Source organism: Mycolicibacterium gadium, from assembly GCF_010728925.1.
Classification (GTDB): Bacteria; Actinomycetota; Actinomycetes; order Mycobacteriales; family Mycobacteriaceae; genus Mycobacterium; species Mycobacterium gadium.
Window position 1 is genome coordinate 5,304,866 of record NZ_AP022608.1, and the last position, 16,827, is coordinate 5,321,692.

The 16,827-nt window shown below is 65.3% G+C and carries 16 protein-coding genes and 1 pseudogene; 15 read left to right on the plus strand and 2 right to left on the minus strand.

Features of this window, described 5'->3' with window-relative positions; translation table 11 throughout:
- The first annotated feature begins 19 nt into the window (after window positions 1-19).
- From G6N36_RS26190 to G6N36_RS26255, 14 genes are all read left to right on the plus strand, one after another.
- Window positions 20-652, plus strand: coding sequence for a TetR/AcrR family transcriptional regulator (locus G6N36_RS26190; RefSeq protein ID WP_308205926.1), 633 nt, complete (start codon window positions 20-22; stop codon window positions 650-652).
- A gap of 1 nt (window position 653) precedes the next feature.
- Window positions 654-1,124 (plus strand): VOC family protein, encoded by a 471-nt coding sequence (locus G6N36_RS26195; RefSeq protein ID WP_163689622.1) that lies wholly within the window; start codon window positions 654-656, stop codon window positions 1,122-1,124.
- Window positions 1,125-1,316: 192 nt separating this feature from the next.
- On the plus strand, window positions 1,317-2,084 hold the full coding sequence (locus G6N36_RS26200) for an MlaE family ABC transporter permease (protein WP_163689623.1): 768 nt from the start codon (window positions 1,317-1,319) through the stop codon (window positions 2,082-2,084).
- 53 nt (window positions 2,085-2,137) lie between these two features.
- The gene (locus G6N36_RS26205) at window positions 2,138-2,956 is read left to right on the plus strand and encodes an ABC transporter permease (RefSeq protein WP_235690323.1); all 819 of its coding nucleotides are present in this window, start codon (window positions 2,138-2,140) and stop codon (window positions 2,954-2,956) included.
- A gap of 4 nt (window positions 2,957-2,960) precedes the next feature.
- A complete protein-coding gene (locus G6N36_RS26210) occupies window positions 2,961-4,418 on the plus strand; it encodes an MCE family protein (protein ID WP_163689624.1) in 1,458 nt (485 codons plus the stop codon).
- Between the two features lie 46 nt (window positions 4,419-4,464).
- Window positions 4,465-5,496 (plus strand): virulence factor Mce family protein, encoded by a 1,032-nt coding sequence (locus tag G6N36_RS26215; RefSeq protein ID WP_163689625.1) that lies wholly within the window; start codon window positions 4,465-4,467, stop codon window positions 5,494-5,496.
- Complete coding sequence (locus tag G6N36_RS26220; protein WP_163689626.1) at window positions 5,493-6,848, plus strand: MCE family protein; 1,356 nt, start codon at window positions 5,493-5,495, stop codon at window positions 6,846-6,848. The genes G6N36_RS26215 and G6N36_RS26220 overlap by 4 nt, the downstream gene beginning before the upstream one ends.
- A complete protein-coding gene (locus tag G6N36_RS26225) occupies window positions 6,845-8,170 on the plus strand; it encodes a virulence factor Mce family protein (protein ID WP_163689627.1) in 1,326 nt (441 codons plus the stop codon). The genes G6N36_RS26220 and G6N36_RS26225 overlap by 4 nt, the downstream gene beginning before the upstream one ends.
- On the plus strand, window positions 8,167-9,324 hold the full coding sequence (locus G6N36_RS26230) for a virulence factor Mce family protein (protein WP_163689628.1): 1,158 nt from the start codon (window positions 8,167-8,169) through the stop codon (window positions 9,322-9,324). The genes G6N36_RS26225 and G6N36_RS26230 overlap by 4 nt, the downstream gene beginning before the upstream one ends.
- Window position 9,325: 1 nt before the next feature.
- Window positions 9,326-10,774 carry an MCE family protein gene (locus tag G6N36_RS26235; RefSeq protein ID WP_163689629.1) on the plus strand — a complete coding sequence of 483 codons (1,449 nt, stop codon included), beginning with the start codon at window positions 9,326-9,328 and terminating at the stop codon, window positions 10,772-10,774.
- The gene (locus G6N36_RS26240; RefSeq protein WP_163689630.1) at window positions 10,738-11,469 is read left to right on the plus strand and encodes an Rv1363c family protein; all 732 of its coding nucleotides are present in this window, start codon (window positions 10,738-10,740) and stop codon (window positions 11,467-11,469) included. Before G6N36_RS26235 ends, G6N36_RS26240 begins: the two co-directional genes overlap by 37 nt.
- Window positions 11,466-12,224, plus strand: a complete 759-nt coding sequence (locus G6N36_RS26245) for a hypothetical protein (RefSeq protein WP_235690186.1) — start codon at window positions 11,466-11,468, stop codon at window positions 12,222-12,224. Before G6N36_RS26240 ends, G6N36_RS26245 begins: the two co-directional genes overlap by 4 nt.
- Window positions 12,224-13,126 (plus strand): alpha/beta fold hydrolase, encoded by a 903-nt coding sequence (locus tag G6N36_RS26250; RefSeq protein WP_163689631.1) that lies wholly within the window; start codon window positions 12,224-12,226, stop codon window positions 13,124-13,126. The genes G6N36_RS26245 and G6N36_RS26250 overlap by 1 nt, the downstream gene beginning before the upstream one ends.
- Before the next feature lie 3 nt (window positions 13,127-13,129).
- Window positions 13,130-14,389 carry a WS/DGAT domain-containing protein gene (locus tag G6N36_RS26255; RefSeq protein ID WP_163689632.1) on the plus strand — a complete coding sequence of 420 codons (1,260 nt, stop codon included), beginning with the start codon at window positions 13,130-13,132 and terminating at the stop codon, window positions 14,387-14,389.
- Between the two features lie 22 nt (window positions 14,390-14,411).
- On the opposite strand, the gene G6N36_RS26260 is transcribed toward G6N36_RS26255, so the two are convergent.
- Window positions 14,412-16,034 carry an HNH endonuclease signature motif containing protein gene (locus G6N36_RS26260; RefSeq protein WP_163689633.1) on the minus strand — a complete coding sequence of 541 codons (1,623 nt, stop codon included), beginning with the start codon at window positions 16,032-16,034 and terminating at the stop codon, window positions 14,412-14,414.
- A 93-nt stretch (window positions 16,035-16,127) separates the two neighbouring features.
- Window positions 16,128-16,214 (minus strand): annotated as a pseudogene (locus G6N36_RS26265) (TetR/AcrR family transcriptional regulator); the annotation flags it as partial.
- Between the two features lie 73 nt (window positions 16,215-16,287).
- Between G6N36_RS26265 and G6N36_RS26270 the strand changes: the two are divergent.
- Window positions 16,288-16,821, plus strand: coding sequence for a DoxX family protein (locus tag G6N36_RS26270; protein WP_083123997.1), 534 nt, complete (start codon window positions 16,288-16,290; stop codon window positions 16,819-16,821).
- Window positions 16,822-16,827: the final 6 nt, after the last annotated feature.

Genomic DNA, 16,827 nt, shown 5'->3' on the forward strand with positions numbered 1-16,827 from the left:
CGTCCCTATGATTTGCGACGTGCAGCCAGAGACTGCCGAGGGCGATGACCGCAATTGCATCATCGATGCCGCCTATACCTGCCTGTCAGAGCCTCATTCCGGCGCCATCTCGGTCGCGGCGATCCTGCAGCGAGCGGGTGTGTCGACGCGGGCGTTCTACCGCCACTTCGAGTCCAAGGACGAACTGTTCCTGGCGATGCTGCGTCAGGAGACCGACTTGCTGGCCGAGCGCCTGGACCGCATCTGTGCCGAGGTCCCCGGCGGCCCGGTGGATCAGGTCAGGGCCTGGATATCCGGCATGTTCGGATTGATTCACGACGACCAGACCCGAATGCACTTCTCGGTGATCGATTCCGACGAAGTGCGCGCCGCGAAGGGATACCGCGAGACGCGCGAGCAAGCCCACGCCGACCGCGAGCGCTCGCTGGTCGGGATCCTGCGCCGCGGCCGCGAGGACGGGACGTTCCCGTTGACGAATCCCGAGCAGGATGCGATCGCCATCAGCGCGTTGGTCAGCAGGATGATGCTCACCCAGCACTACGAGGACAAGGTAAGGTGTGCAGCGGGCGCAGAACCGAGTTCTGGACTTCGCGTTACGTGCCCTGGGCGCCACCCCGCGATGAGTTTCGGTCGCGCGGGAAGTCGGTTCTGACATGCCTGCTATTACGCCAAGCTTGTGGTTCGACAACAATCTCGAGGAAGCGGCGGCGTTCTACACCGCGATCTTCCCCAACTCCTCGATCGAGGGGTTCGAGCGCTATACCGACGCCGGCCCGGGTACGCCCGGTGAGGTGGCGTGGGGCAATTTCTCGCTGGACGGGCAACGGTTCATCGGTATAAATGGCGGTCCGCAGTTCCCGTTTTCCGAGGCGGTGTCTTTCGAAATCCGCTGCAAGGACCAGGCGGAGGTCGACTATTACTGGGAGCGGTTGCTCGACGGCGGCGAGGAGTCGCAGTGCGGCTGGCTCAAGGATCGATTCGGTCTGAGCTGGCAGGTTGTGCCCGACCGGCTCTATGAACTGCTCGCCGACCCGGACCCCGCACGCGCCGCTGCTGCGAACAAAGCGATGCTCGGAATGCGCAAGATCGTCATCGCCGAATTGGAGGACGCGGTCCGTATTTGACGGTTACGGCATCTAAATGGCATCCCGGAAGTAGCCTTTCGTATGGCTTTCGGCGGGAGGCGGCGTCCGTGTCACGGTCCAGATGGCGTGATTCAAATCCGTGATGCTACGGTCACCCGCGTCCCATCGCGGTGCCTGGATTCACAGCACTTCTGGGGTCAGGGGATCTGTTCAGGCGGAAGGAAGTAGCACGTGGTCGCTTCCGACGTCCTCGTCAAGCCGGTCCGCGCAGTCGGCGGTTTCTACGGGATGGCGCTCGACACGTTCGTCGCGATGGTCAGGCCGCCGTTCGCATGGCGCGAATTCATCACCCAGGCGTGGTTCGTCGCGCGGGTGTCGATCGTGCCGACCTTGATGTTGACGATCCCCTACACCGTGCTGCTGACGTTCACCTTCAACATTCTGCTCAGGGAGTTCGGTGCTGCCGACTTCTCCGGAACCGGAGCCGCGCTCGGCACGGTGCGGCAGATCGGTCCGATCGTGACGGTGCTGGTTGTCGCGGGCGCCGGCGCCACGGCCATGTGCGCCGACCTCGGCGCCAGGACCATTCGTGAGGAACTCGACGCGCTGCGAGTGATGGGCGTCGATCCGATCCAGGCCCTCGTGGTGCCCCGCGTGCTGGCCGCGACCCTGGTATCGCTGGCACTGTCCGCGACGGTGATCCTCGTCGGCCTCGCGGGTGCCTACTTCTTCTGCGTCTACATCCAGAACGTGTCACCGGGTGCGTTCGCCGCGGGCCTGACACTGATCATCGGCGCGCTCGACGTCACCATCGCGCTGATCAAGGCGGCGTTGTTCGGGCTCTCGGCCGGTCTGATCGCCTGCTACAAAGGCATATCCGTCGGCGGCGGCCCGGCGGGCGTCGGCAACGCGGTCAACGAGACCGTCGTCTTCACGTTCATGGCGCTGTTCGCGATCAACGTCGTCGCGACCGCGGTGGCAGTGCGGGTGACGATGTGAGCAGCGCATCTGTGGAACGGACCCGCCGGCCGATTGACCGGCGGTTCCCGCGCTTGGCGAAGCGACTCGACGGTTATGCCGCCGCCTGGAATCACGTTGGCATGCAGACGAAGTTCTACGGCAAGACGCTGCGCAGCATCCCGTACGTGTTCGCCAACTACCGGATCGAGCTGATGCGCATCATCGCTCAGATGGGCCTGGGCACAGGCGCTCTGGTGGTGATCGGCGGAACGGTCGCGATCGTCGGCTTTCTCACGGTGACCACCGGCGCCCTGGTGGCGGTGCAGGGCTATACCGACTTCTCCGAGATCGGCGTCGAGGCGTTGACGGGGTTCGCGTCGGCGTTCTTCAATGTCCGCCTCATCGCACCCGCGACCACGGCGATCGCACTGGCGGCCACCATCGGCGCCGGCGCCACCGCGCAACTGGGCGCCATGCGGATCAACGAGGAGATCGACGCGCTCGAGGTGATGGGCATCCGCAGCATCGCGTACCTCGCGTCCACCCGCGTCATGGCGGGCCTCGTCGTCGTGATCCCGCTGTACTGCGTCGGCGTGCTCGCGTCGTTCTGGGCCGCACGATTCGGCACCACCGTGATCTATGGCCAGTCGACCGGTGTGTATGACCACTACTTCCGGACATTCCTGAATCCCACGGACCTGGTGTGGTCGTTCGTTCAGAGCATCGCGATGGCCGTGGTGATCATGTTGATCCACACCTATTACGGCTTCTCGGCAAGCGGCGGACCGGCGGGCGTGGGGGAGGCTGTGGGACGTGCGGTGCGGACTTCGCTGATCGTCGCGGCCTTCGTCGTGATGATGATCTCGCTCGCGGTGTACGGGCAAACCGGCAACTTCAATCTGGCTGGATGACGCGATGGCTGACGCGAGGGACGACGAGGGACTGCACCCGGGTTGGTGGACGCTGTTCCTGGTGCTGTTGGTGATCGGCGCCATCTGGCTGACGGCGGCGTTGTTCACGGGCTCGCTGGAGAAGTTCGTGCCGGTCACGCTGACGTCCGAGCGGTCCGGTCTGGTGATGGAAACCGACGCCAAGGTCAAGCTGCGTGGCGTGCAGGTCGGGCGGGTCGCCGCAATCGAGGGCGGCAGCGAACCGGTCAAGCTCAAACTCGAGATCTACCCGGATCAACTCCAGTACATCCCGGCCAATGTCGAGGCGCAGATCCGCGCCACCACGGTGTTCGGTGCCAAGTTCGTCGACCTCGTCTATCCGAGCGATCCCAGTTCGGAACGGCTGAGAGCCGGCCAGGTGCTGGTGTCGCGCAACGTCAGCGTCGAGGTCAACACGGTGTTCGAGAACGTCGTCGGCGTGCTCGACCAGATCGACGCGGCCAAGCTCAACAGCGTGCTGTCGGCGCTCGCCGAAGGTGTCCGCGGCAAGGGCGAGCGGATCGGGGAGGCGACCACCGACGCCAATCAGGTCCTTCTCGCGCTGAACCCGCGCAGCGAGACCATCCGCGCCGACTGGCAGTCGCTCAAGAACTTCAGCGACACCTATAGCGTTGCGGCACAGGACATTCTCGCGACGCTCAACGCGGCAAGCACCACCAGCGAGACCATCGTCAGGCGTTCGGACGCCCTGGATGCGTTGCTGCTCAGCACAATCGGGCTCTCCAATAGCGGCATTGCGCTGCTCGCGCCGAGTCAGGCGAATCTGATCAAGGCCATCAACGTGCTCGAGCCGACGACCAACCTGCTGTACAAGTACAACCCGTCCTACACCTGCTTGCTGTTGGGCGCCAAGCATCTGCTGGACCACGGCGGGTACGAAGCGCCGGGCGGCAACGGGCGATCGATCGTCCTCGACGCCGGCCTGGCCCTCGGCGATGACCCGTACAGCTTCCCGCGGCACCTGCCGATCGTCGGCGCCAAGGGCGGTCCAGGTGGCAAGCCGGGTTGCGGGTCGTTGCCGGACGTCAAGGAGAACTGGCCCGTCCGCCAACTCGTGACGAACACCGGCTTCGGAACCGGAGTCGACTGGCGACCCAACCCCGGCATCGGCTTCCCCGGCTACGTCAACTACCTGCCGACCACCCGTGCGGTGCCCGAGCCGCCGAGTATCCGAAACCTTTTCGGCGGCCCCGCGATCGGGCCGGTCCCGTATCCGGGTGCCCCGGCGTACGGCGCACCGTTGTACGCGCCGGACGGAACGCCGCTGTGGCCGGGTCTGCCGCCGGCCCCGCCACCGGGAGCGCCGAAGGATCCGGGTCCGCGGCCGGGGTCGGAGCCCTTCGTGGTGCAGGCGCCTGCGTTCCAGCAGCCGACACCGTTGCCGCCGGTTCCGTTGCCGCACTTCGCGGCACCAGGGCCGTGACCCCCCGATACTTCGACCGACACTTCGACCGGAAAGGAATGCCGCAATGACGGGCAGCTGGAAAAGCGCAGCCGTGCGTCTCGGCGTCTTCCTGGCTGTGTGTCTGCTCGGGGTGTTCGCGCTGTATGCGGTGTTCGGGCAGTTGCGCTTCGGAGAGAAGGCCAACACATACAAGGCCGAGTTCCTGAACGTGACCGGCCTGGAGAAGAACGACTTCGTCCGCATCGCGGGAGTGGAGGTCGGCAAGGTCGAGAACATCTCCATCCAGGGCGATACGACCGCACTTGTCGAGTTCACCGCCGACGATTCGGTCGTGCTCACCGACGGCAACCGGGCAGTGATCCGGTACGACGACCTGATCGGCGGCCGTTACCTGTCGCTGGTGGAGGGTGCGGGTGGCACCACGAAGATCAGGCCGGGGGAAACGATTCCGCTGGCCCGCACATCGCCCGCGCTGGATCTCGATGCGTTGATCGGTGGCTTCCGGCCGCTGTTCTCGGCGTTGGACCCCGACCAGGTGAATGCCCTGTCCGGACAGCTGATTCAGGCGTTCGAGGGCCAGGGAGCGACGATCGGCTCGTTCCTGACGCAGACCGCGGCGCTGACCAATACCCTGGCCGACCGCGATCAATTGATCGGTGAGGTCATCGTCAACCTGAACATCGTCCTCGGGTCGCTCGGCGACCAAAGTGACCAGTTCGCAAAAGCGGTCGACTCGCTTTCGGAGCTGGTGCAGGGACTCGCGGAGCGCAGGACCGACATCGCCAACGGTGTCGCGTACGCGAATGCCGCAGCAGGCAGCGTCGCGGATCTGCTGTCGCAGGCACGTCCGCCGTTCGCGAAGACCATCCAGGAAACGGACCGGGCGGCAGGCATCGTGGTGGCCGATGTCGACTACTTCGACAACCTGATCAACACCCTCCCCGACGCCTATCAGGCGTTGAGCCGGCAGGGCATCTACGGTGACTTCTTCTCGTTCTATCTTTGCGACATCGTCCTCAAGCTCAACGGCAAGGGTGGCCAGCCGGTCTATGTGAAGATCGCCGGACAGCAGACGGGGAGGTGCGCGCCACGATGAAGCCGTTTTCCGAACGTAGTCCGTTCGTCATGGGGGCCATCGGCCTCGGCCTGACCGCCGGGATCGTGCTCGTCGCGCTGCAATACGAGAACATCCCGTTCATCAACCAGACCAAGGAGTACTCGGCGTACTTCGACGAGGCCGGTGGCCTGACAACCGGTGTGGCCGTGCAGGTTTCGGGATTCCAAGTCGGCCAAGTCGAATCGATCGAACTCGACGGACCGCAGGTCCTGGTCAAGTTCACCATCGACGACGACATCGCGCTCGGGGACCGCACCGAGGCGGCGATCAAGACCAAGGGTCTGCTGGGCACGAAGATCCTCGAGGTCATGTCGCGCGGCGACGGCCGCCAGGAGGGCACGATTCCGCGTGACCGCACGACATCGCCGTACCAGCTGCCCGATGCGCTGGGTGAGCTCGCGACGACCATCAGCGGTCTGGACACCACACAGCTTTCCGATTCCCTGCGGGTGGTTGCGGATACGTTCTCCGAGACCCCGCCCCAGCTTCGGGTCGCCGTCGAAGGCGTGGCCCGGTTCTCCGAGACCCTCAACGAACGCGACGCGGAGTTGCGGCAACTGCTCACCAACGCCAACAAGTCGACGGCGGTGCTGGCCGAGCGCAGCGACCAGGTTGTCAGCCTGATCGCCGACACCAACGCACTTCTGGCCGAGCTGCAGAACCAGAGCGCCGCAATCGACCAGATCTCCGGCAGCATCTCGGCGCTGAGCCAGCAGCTGGAGGGTTTCATCTCCGAGAACCGCGACACGATGAGGCCCGCGATCGACAAGCTCAACGGCGTGCTGACGGTCCTCGACAACCGCAAGGAGCGGCTGCAAAAGGGGCTGAAACTGCTGACCGGCTACGCGATGTCGCTCGGTGAATCGGTCTCGTCGGGGCCGTTCTTCAAGAACTACATCGCCAACCTGCTGCCCGGCCAGTTCCTGCAGCCGTTCATCGACGTGGCGTTCTCCGACCTCGGTCTGGATCCCAACGTGCTGTTGCCATCCGAGCGCACCGATCCGCAGATCGGCACACCCGCAGTCCCGGCGATGCCGGTGCCGTACCCACGTACCGGCCAGGGCGGCGATCCGAATCTTCAACTGCCCGATGCCATCACGGGTAATCCAGGCGACCAAGGATGTGGTCCGCCAGGGCTGCCGCTGCCCGGCCCGACCGGCTGCTACCCTTACCGCCCGCCGCTTCCCGCACCGCCGCCAGGGGGACCGCCGCCGGGACCGCCCGCGGAAGCGCCGGCGGGGCTGGGGTCCATCCCGGTACCGACGCCGAGCCCGGTGATGGTTCCCGCACCCGGTGAGGCGCCACCGCTGACTGGGGAGGCGGGCCAGTGAACCGTATTCGTACGAGTTGGGTGGCCGTAGCGCTGGTCGTGCTGCTGGTCGCGGGCGTGGTCGTCCTGTTGCGCACCAGCGACACCATCAACCGCACGAATGTCGTTGCGTACTTCGAGAACAGCAACGGCATCTACGAGGGTGACGACGTCCGGATACTCGGGGTGAACGTCGGCCGGATCCATAAGATCGAGCCGGAGCCCGACCGCGTCAAGATCTCGTTCTGGTACGACAGCAAGTACAAGGTGCCCGCGGACGCCAACGCCGCGGTCCTGTCGCCGACTCTGGTGACCTCGCGTGCGATCCAGCTGACGCCGGTGTACACGGGCGGTGCCACGATGGCCGACAACGCGGTGATTCCGCGTGAGCGCACGGTGGTGCCGGTCGAGTGGGACACGTTGCGTTCTCAGCTCGAACGACTGGCCCAGGAGTTGCAGCCCACGGAGCCCGGTGGGGTCAGCCCGCTCGGCTCGGTGATCAACACCGCCGCCGACAACCTGCGCGGCCAGGGTGCGAACATCCGCGACACGGTGATCAAGCTGTCGCAAGCCTTTTCGGCTCTCGGCGACAAAAGCACCGACATCTTCTCGACCATCAAGAACCTGTCGATCCTGGTGTCAGCGCTGCAGGACAGTACGAACCTGATGCGTCAGCTCAACCAGAACCTGGCGTCGGTGACCGGCCTGCTTGCCGACAACCCCAATGAGGTTGCCGATGCTGTGCGGGATTTCAACGCCGTCATCGGTGATGTCCAGACGTTCGTTGCGGACAACCGAGAATCCCTGGGCACCACGTCGGACAAGCTGGCCGGTGTGACCCAGGCGCTGAACGACAGCCTTGACGACGTCAAACAGTTCCTGCACGTAGCGCCCAACTCATTCCAGAACTACGTCAACGTCTATCAACCGGCGCAGGGTGGTGCGAGCGCGATCCTCGCGGTCAACAACTTCGCCAACCCGATCAGCTTCCTGTGCGGCGCGGTGCAGGCGGCGTCGCGGCTGAATGCCGAGCAGTCGGCGAAGCTGTGTGTGCAGTATCTGGCGCCGATCATCAAGAACCGTCAGTACAACTTCCCGCCGATCGGACAGAACCTCTTCGTCGGTGCGCAGGCGCGGCCGAACGAGATCACTTACAGCGAGGAGTGGATGCGGCCCAGTTACATTCCGCCGCAGCCGCCTGTCGCAGTGCCCCCGCCGGCGCCGGACGGCTCTGCGCCGCCCCCGCCGCCGGGACCCCCGCTTCCCGCCGAGGCCGTTGTGGCCACGAACCCAGTTGACGGTCTGCAGGGCATGATGGTGCCGCATGGAACGGGGCCACGATGACGACGCGACGAATTCGATTGCGCACCAGCGCGGTACTGCTGGCCGTCGCCGCTGTTGTTTCCGGTTGCGGTGATTGGCAGGGCCTGAACTCGATTCCGCTGCCGGGGGTCCAGGGCCGCGGGCCCGGCGCGTTCACCATTCAGGCGCAGATGCCCGACGTCGACAACATCGAGCCGAATTCCCGGGTCCGGGTCGCAGACGTGACGGTCGGCAACGTGACCAAGATCGAGCGGCAGGGTTGGAACGCCCTGGTCACGATGGAGCTCAACGAGAATGTCCAGCTACCCGCCAACGCCACGGCCAAGCTGGGGCAGACCAGCCTGTTGGGTTCGCTGCACATCGAACTCGCGCCGCCGACCGATGTGGCGCCGGAGGGCAGGCTGCACGAAGGTTCGCTGATTCCGCTGAAGTCGGCGAGCAATTACCCGAGCACCGAGCAGACGCTGGCGTCGGTCGCGCTGCTGCTCAATGGTGGTGGGATCGGGCAGGTTCAGGACATCACCGAGGCGTTCAGCACCGCGTGGACGGGCCGCGAAGCCGACCTGCGCAGTCTTATAGAGCAGCTCGACATCTTCATCGGCTACGTCAACGACCAAAAGGGCGACATCATCGCCGCCAACGAGAGCATCAACAGTCTGGTCGGCCAGATCGCTGAGCAGAAGCCCGTGGTGGACAGGGCATTGCGCACTATCCCCGATGCGCTCGAGGTGCTGAAGGATCAGCGGGACAACCTTTCCGAGGCGCTCGTACAGCTGGGTAGGTTCAGCGCGCTGGCCGCCGATTCGGTCGACCAGACCAAGGAAGCGCTCGTTCAGGAGCTCAGGGACCTGGGGCCAACGCTCGAACAGCTTGCCAATGCAGGTCCGGCGCTGACCCGGGCACTGAGCTTCCTGCCGACGTTCCCGTTCCCGAAAGAGACCCTGACCAACTGGATCCGGGGCGACTACGCGAACCTGTCGTTGATCGTGGACATGACGCTCAGCCGCATCGACCAAGGTTTCTTCACCGGAACACGATTCGAATGCAACCTGACGTGGTTGGAGTTGTTCTGGGGCCGCACCGTCGGCCAGATGCCCAGCCCCTGTAACCACAACGTTCCGCCCCCTGGCGGCAACCCGTTGCTCGAGGCGTATCGCTGGGATCAGGGGCCGTGACATGCGACTGACTCGACAGATCGTCATTCAGCTGATGATCTTCAGCGTGCTGGCCGTGGTGGCTCTGGGCATCATGGTCATCTCGTACATGCGCCTGCCCGCGCTCATGGGCATCGGGGAGTATCGCGTCACCCTGGAACTGCCGGAGGCCGGTGGGCTGTATCCGCGCGGGAACGTCACCTACCGCGGAACTCAGGTCGGCATCGTGAAGAGTGTCAAACTCACCGATAATGGTGTCGCGGCAGATCTTTCGCTTGATTCCGACGTGCCGATCCCCGCCGACCTCGAGGCCGAGGTACACAGCGTGTCCGCGGTCGGTGAGTTGTACGTCCAGTTGATTCCACGCAGCGGCGACGGCCCGATACTCCGGGACGGCGATGTCATCCCGCAGGATCGGGCGCGGGTCCCCATCGACGTGAACACGGTCCTGGATGCCACCAATCGCGGTCTTGCCGCGATTCCGCGCGACAACCTGCGCACCGCTGTGGATGAGGCGTACATCGCGCTCGGCGGCCTCGGACCAGACCTGTCCCGATTGGTCGACGGCGGGACGAACCTGGCCATCGACGCGCGCGAGAACCTCGACCCGTTGACGACTCTGATCGATCAGTCGCAACCGATCCTGGATTCCCAGACCGACACCGGTGGCGAGATTCAGGCGTGGGCGGCCAATCTCGCGTCGGTCACCGACCAGTTGCAGTCACAGGACGCCGCCGTGGCGGGCATTCTCGAAAAGGGGCCCGGCGCGGCCGAAGAGGTGCGGGCGCTGTTCGACAGATTGCAGCCGACGCTGCCGATCGTGTTGGCCAACCTGGTGAACATCGGCGAGGTCGCCGTCGCCTATCAGCCCAGCCTCGAACAGCTGTTGGTGCTGTTCCCGCAGGGCACCGCGACGACTCAGGCGATCGGCGTCGCCAAGGCGAACACCAAGCAGGACTACATGGGCGACTACCTGACGCTGAACCTGAACCTGAACCTGCCGCCACCGTGCACGACCGGATTCCTGCCGACCCAGCAGCAGCGGGTGCCCGCCCTGCAGGACTATCCGGACCGGCCCGCCGGGGACGTGTACTGCCGCATCCCGCAGGACGCTCCGTTCAACGTGCGCGGTGCGCGCAACCTGCCGTGTGTGACGGTGCCGGGCAAACGCGCACCCACGGTGAAGATGTGCGAAAGCGGAGAGACTTACGTGCCGCTCAACGACGGCTACAACTGGAAGGGCGACCCCAACGCCACCCTGTCCGGTCAGCCGATTCCCCAGCTGCCTCCCGGAGAAGTAGCTCCTCCGCCGGCTCCGGCGCCGCCGCCGATCGCGGCCGCTGAATATGATCCGGCAACAGGCACGTATGTTGGTCCGGACGGACGTGTGTACACACAGTCCAACCTGGCCCGAAGTGCCGCAGAGGAGCAAACATGGCAGACGATGCTGATGCCCCCGAGGGGGAACTGACCAACAGCGCGGCGTCCGAGGAGAAATCCGGCGCCGCAGAGCCGGAGTCACCCGCTGAGGAGGAGAGCACCGCATCGTCGGGTGACAAGGCATCGTTGTCTGATGCTGCCGATCCGCCGGACGTGGACGCTGTAGAGCCGGTCGACGAGGACGCGGCGTCCTACGACGAAGAGGCAGCGGCTGCATCAGATGTGAAGGCTCCGAAGGCGCCGATGTCGCCTGTTCGGCTCGCGACGATCGCAGGACTCGTCGTGGTGATTCTGCTCGCCGGACTGGCCGGCTGGACGGGCTACCGCGGATACCAGGCGTATCAGGGCGAGAAAGCACGGCAACTCTTCCTGCAAGTAGGTAGGCAGGGTGCGCTCAACCTGACGACGATCGACTGGCAGAACGCCGAGGCCGACGTGCAGCGCGTGCTCGATTCGGCGACCGGAACGTTTTACGACGATTTCCAGAACCGCTCGGCACCGTTTGTTCAGGTGGTGAAGCAGGCGCAGTCGAAGTCGGTCGGGACGATCGCCGAGGCGGGGCTGGAGTCGGCAACCGATAACGAGGCGCAGGTGCTTGTCGCGGTGACCGTGAACACCTCGAATGTCGGTGCACCCCAGCAAGAGCCGCGTGCATGGCGGATGCGGTTGACGGTTCAGAAGGTCGGTGACGACGCAAAGGTGTCCAACGTGGAGTTCGTGCCGTGAGCAGCAAACACCGGATGCCGGCGGGAAGCGGCAAAGAGTCCGTCGAAAAAGCTGAAGAGCCCACGGAGGACACGGCTGTCGCCGAAGCAACGGACGCCGAGGTCAACGACGCCGAGGTTACCGACGCCGAGACGACGGATGCCGAGGTAATCGACACGGAGTCCTCTGCCACCGAGGAGTCAACGGAATCTGCCGAGGAGTCAGCGGAATCCGCGGACGCGCCCACCGCCGAAAAGAAGAAGACCAATTGGGCACGCGTGTTCGCATTCGGCGTGCTGCCGGCGATTGCGCTGTTGCTGGCGCTGGGAGCTGGGTACGCGCGGTGGGAGCTCAACACCAGCGAATATGGTGCCGTGCCACCGGCTGCATCGGAGCAGAATCCTTCTCCGGCATTCGATTCGGTGAATGCGGCCAAGGAGAGCACCATCAAGATGCTGTCGTACAAGCCGGATACCGTCGAGCAGGAGCTCAACGCCGCCCGCGATCTGTTGACGGGTGAGTTCCGGGATTCGTACACGTCGCTGATCAACGATGTGGTGATCCCGGGGGCGACCCAGAAGCAGATTTCGGCCGTCGCGTCGGTTCCGGCCGCTGCGTCGGTGTCGGCCGATCCGACCCATGCCGTGGTGCTGGTCTTTGTCAACCAAACGGTGGTCGTCGGCCAGGAGCTTCCGACCGACACGGCATCCAGCGTGCGGGTGACACTGGACAAGGTCGATGGCCGCTGGCTGATTTCGGAGTTCGAACCCGTCTGATGCTCGAACCCGAGACCATCGACGTCGCGACGCCTGTGGTGCAACTGCGTGTGCTGTCGTGGGGTGCTGAGGGTGCGCCGATCGCGTTGTGTCTGCATGGTTTTCCCGACACCGCGCATGGCTGGCGCAAGCTGGCGCCATTGCTCGTCGATGCGGGATGGCGGGTGATCGCGCCGTTCAACCGCGGCTACGCACCGTCGTCGCTGCCCTCCGACGGCAGCTTTCACATCGGTGCACTGATGGACGATGCGCTGCGGGTGCTCGACGCGGTCGGGCCGACGGGCCGCGATGTGATCGTTGGACACGACTGGGGCGCCATGGCCGGTGCGGGGCTGGCCGCGATGCCGGACAGTCCGTTCAAGAAGGCCGTGATCATGTCGGTGCCGCCGAGCGCATCGTTCCGGCCGCCCGGCGGCGGGAGGGTGTCCGACGCCGGACGACTCGTCGCGACGTTACCGGCGCAGCTCCTGAAGAGCTGGTACATACTGTTCTTCCAGTTGCCTTGGCTACCAGAACGTTCCACCAAATGGATCGTGCCGCGGCTGTGGCGGAAATGGTCGCCCGGATATCGAGCCGACGAGGATGTGCGGCACGTCGAGGCGGCCATCGGCGCTCCCGATCGTTGGCGCGCCGCACTGGGCTACTACCGCGCAGTCATACGCAATTCGAAAGTGCCGACCCAGTACGCCGAGCTGCACCAACACTGGCTTGAAGCGCCGAAGATTCCCACCCTTTATCTGCACGGCCGCGACGATGGTTGTGCCACACCCGATTACGCGCAGTGGGTTCAGAAGGTCCTGCCGGATGGCAGTGAGGTGGCGATCGTCGAGGACGCCGGGCATTTCCTCCAGCTCGATCAGCCTGACGTGGTCGCGAAGCAGATTCTCGACTTCGTCGGCTAGTCGATGACGGTCCGCCGACTGTCCGCTGTGGACGCGCAGACGTACTGGATGGCGGCGAAGATCCCGAATGACACGGTTCTGCTGTACGGATTCGATGGCGTACCCGCGGATTTGGACGCCGCGATCGAGGAGATCGCCCAGCGCGCCCGCGGTTGTCCCGATCTGACTGTGTGCATCGAGGATGGCGGACGTTTCAGGTACCCGGCGTGGGTGCATCACGAGGTCGACCGCTCGCAGTTTGTGGTGCACAACATGGGGGACAGCAGCTTTCAACAGTGTCTGGACGAGGCGCGCGTTCTGACCGCCGAGCGGCTGGATGCGCGGGTGGCGGCTTGGCGCATGCATGTCTTCACCGGCATCGAGGGTGTGCCGGGGGTGGGTGGGCCGGGTACGGTTGCGGTGCTACACATCTCGCACGCCCTCGGCGGCGGCGGACGAACGTCGGCGCCCGCGGCGATCATGTTCGGCCGACGCGATGGCGTCGTACCGGGGATCGATGCTCCGCGCACCGGGCCTGTGCGGCTACCGATCGCGGGGTTTCGCGCGGCCCGTGCGCACCGCCGGTTGGTCGAAGACACCGGGGCGGGAAGGGTTCCCTCGCCGGCAGATCTGCGACCGGCGCTGCGGACCAACGATCGACCTGCGGGATCGCGGTACTTGCGGACCCTGGTGCGACGGCGTTCGGACCTGAACGGCCCGACGGTGACGGTGGCGGCGCTGTCTGCCGTATCGGGGGCGCTGGCCGCGCAGTTGCGGTGCCTCGGTGAGGATCCGTCGTTCCTGGGAGCTGAGGTGCCGATGGCGAAGCCACCACCGCAGTTGGCGTACAACCACTTCGGGAACGTCGGTGTGGGTCTGTACCCCGAGCTGGCCGAGTCGGAGCGTGGTGTGCGTATCGCCGCTGATCTCGATGCGCGTCGTCGCCGAGCCGCGCACCCGGCCATACGGATGGCGGACCGCGCGTTCGCCGCGACGCCGGCGCCGTTGTTGCGTTGGGGCATGGATCGATTCGATCCCGATGTCCGTGTCTCGAACGTCACGGGTAACACCGTCGTGTCGAGCGTGAATTGCGGCGCGATGGATTTCCATTTCGGTGGCGCGCGGGTCACTGTGGCGTGCGCGTTCCCCGGCCTGTCACCGATGATGGGGCTGACGCATGCCGTGTGCGGAGTCGGCGACACAATCCTCTTGAGCGTGCACGCGGCCGAGTCGGCGATCGGCGACATCGACGCCTACGTCGAAAGATTGGACGCTGCGCTCTGACGCTGTCCCAACGCTGACCGGCTCAGAATGGTGCTGGGTCGTGGTCGCTTGGGGGTCGTGGTCGGGTGGGGAAGTAGGTGTTGTCGTACTCGTTTCCGACGCTGTCGCCTGGGTTGTGCTGATTGCGGGCGCGTTGTTCGGCTTCGGTGTGGATCAGTGTTTGGTTGTGTCGGCGTTCGTCGTTGATGGCTTGGGTGCGGTTCTGGGCTCGGGTGGTGGTGCGTCGGGGCATGGCCAGCCCGCGCGCTGGGTCGGTGGTGGGCGGGGTGGAGCGGTGACCCCGGACGGGCGCGGTGGGGCGGCACAGGGTGGGGAACAGCAGTCGGCTGCCGGGATAGGTGGTGTAGGTCTGGCCCTGCGGGCAGGTCCAGATGACGGTGCCGTCGGGGTGTTGTTCGTCAGCCCAGCCCCAGAAGGTTTTGAGTAAGTGGTGTTTTCGGCACAGAACTTTGAGGTTCGACGCCTGGGTCGGACCGTGCGGGTAGGCGATGGTGTGGTCGACATCGCAGCGGTGGGCGGGCTCATCGCAGCCCGGGAACCGGCACGTCATATCGCGGCACCGCACAAACGTCGCCAACACCGCCGAGGGGATATAGCGCGGCTCAGGTGGGTTGTTGCCCGGATGCACGACCGGCACTAGCTTGGCGCTGCCGGCGATTTTGGCGGCCAACAGCGGGGCGGGCAGCATCCCGCGACCCACGACCAGCGCCGGCGGGGTGGCCGCGATGACCGGTGTCCACGGTGTCGGGGCGAGGGCTTCGCGCCAGGTCATCTCCTGCCACGGTTTGCGATCGGGATCCACCGGTGCTTCGCCGTCCAACTGGGCCGGGGTGTCATCGGTCAGTGACTCCTCGTGAGCGATCACATGGACCACCACCGCACTGGATTGGGCGTCTTTTGCCGGGCAGTCGGGGTCCTCACATAAGCAGGCCAGCCGGTCGGCTTTGTGCCCGAGCGCGCCGAGTGCGGCGGCGCGGCGCTGATCCAGGGTGCGCGGATCGCGCTCGCACACCGTGCGCGCCATGGCGTCCAACCGTTGGTCCAGGGCCTCGCCGTCGGTGATGATGAGCCGGCCTTCGATGAACACCACACCTGATCCGTCGTCGGGGTCGTGGATGTCGACATGGCAGTTGCGGGCGGAGGATTCGGTGCGCCGTACCGCGGCGGGGTCATAGCGATTGACCCAGTAGTCGATCTGGGTTTCGGTCTTGTGCGCCGACAGCGATCCCCAGTCTTGGACCTGGGCGGCGATCTCGGTGTCGACTTTGGCCATCGTGTCGGGATCGCTGATCAGCCGGGTGCGGGCCACGATCGCGGACACCAGCCGGTAGGTGATGGCCCCGGCGGCGAACACCTCACCCACCCGCGGGAGCCGTTCGCGCAACCCGATGGCGATCAGCAGTTGATGCGAGGCCACCCCCAAAGAGACGTTCTGCGCGGCGGCCACCGACGCCGCCACGGCACCCCAGTTGTCCAGACACCACTGCTCCCGCTCCTCAGAGCCGTCGACGGCCCACATCCGTTCGAGCTCCTCAGCGGTCGCCAACAGCCGACGGGCACACGCGGCGTTCTCCACCCGCGCCCACGCCCCCACCGATGCACCACCGCGGCTGCGGCTGGCCGCCTCAACGAGTTGATCGAACATAGGTTCGACACTAATCGGACCATCGACCGCGAACCAGCAGCTCACCCCAACCTGTGGATAAAACCGGCATTGGGGATAACTTCACGCCCGATATCACGTTCGGAGCGACGCGATCCCCACTTCAAGTGCTGCTTCGAGGTAGCTCAGGTCGCCGGTGGCCAACATGATGCCGACGCCGCCAACATCCACGGAGCCATCCTCAGCGTCGACGGGGGCTGGTCGGCGGTTTAACACATGGCCTAGATTTTGTTGCATGACTGCATACGATTCCGCTGCTGATATCGGCCTGTTGATCCTGCGAGTCGTCCTCGGTCTCACCATGGCCGCGCACGGGTACAACAAGTTCTTCGGCAAGGGCGGACTGAAGGGGACGGCCGGCTGGTTCGACAGCATGGGCATGAAGCCGGGCATGTTCCACGCCCGCATCGCCGCGACCACCGAGATGGCAGCGGGCATCGGCCTGGCCGTTGGCCTGCTGACACCGATCCCCGCCGCGGGCTTCGTCGCTCTGATGCTCGTCGCCGCATGGACCGTGCACCGGCCAAACGGCTTTTTCATCGTCAAGGAGGGCTGGGAGTACAACCTGGTGCTCGCGGCATCGGCGGTAGGCATCGCCACGATCGGGGCGGGGAAGTACAGCCTCGACTATGCGTTGTTCCGCACGTCGGCGCTCTACGACTTCCTGCACGGCTGGTGGGGCCTGGTCATCGCGCTCGGTCTCGGTCTGGCCGGCGGCATCGGGCAGCTGGCCATCTTCTACCGGCCACCGGCCAAAGCCGACGCCTAGCTTCTG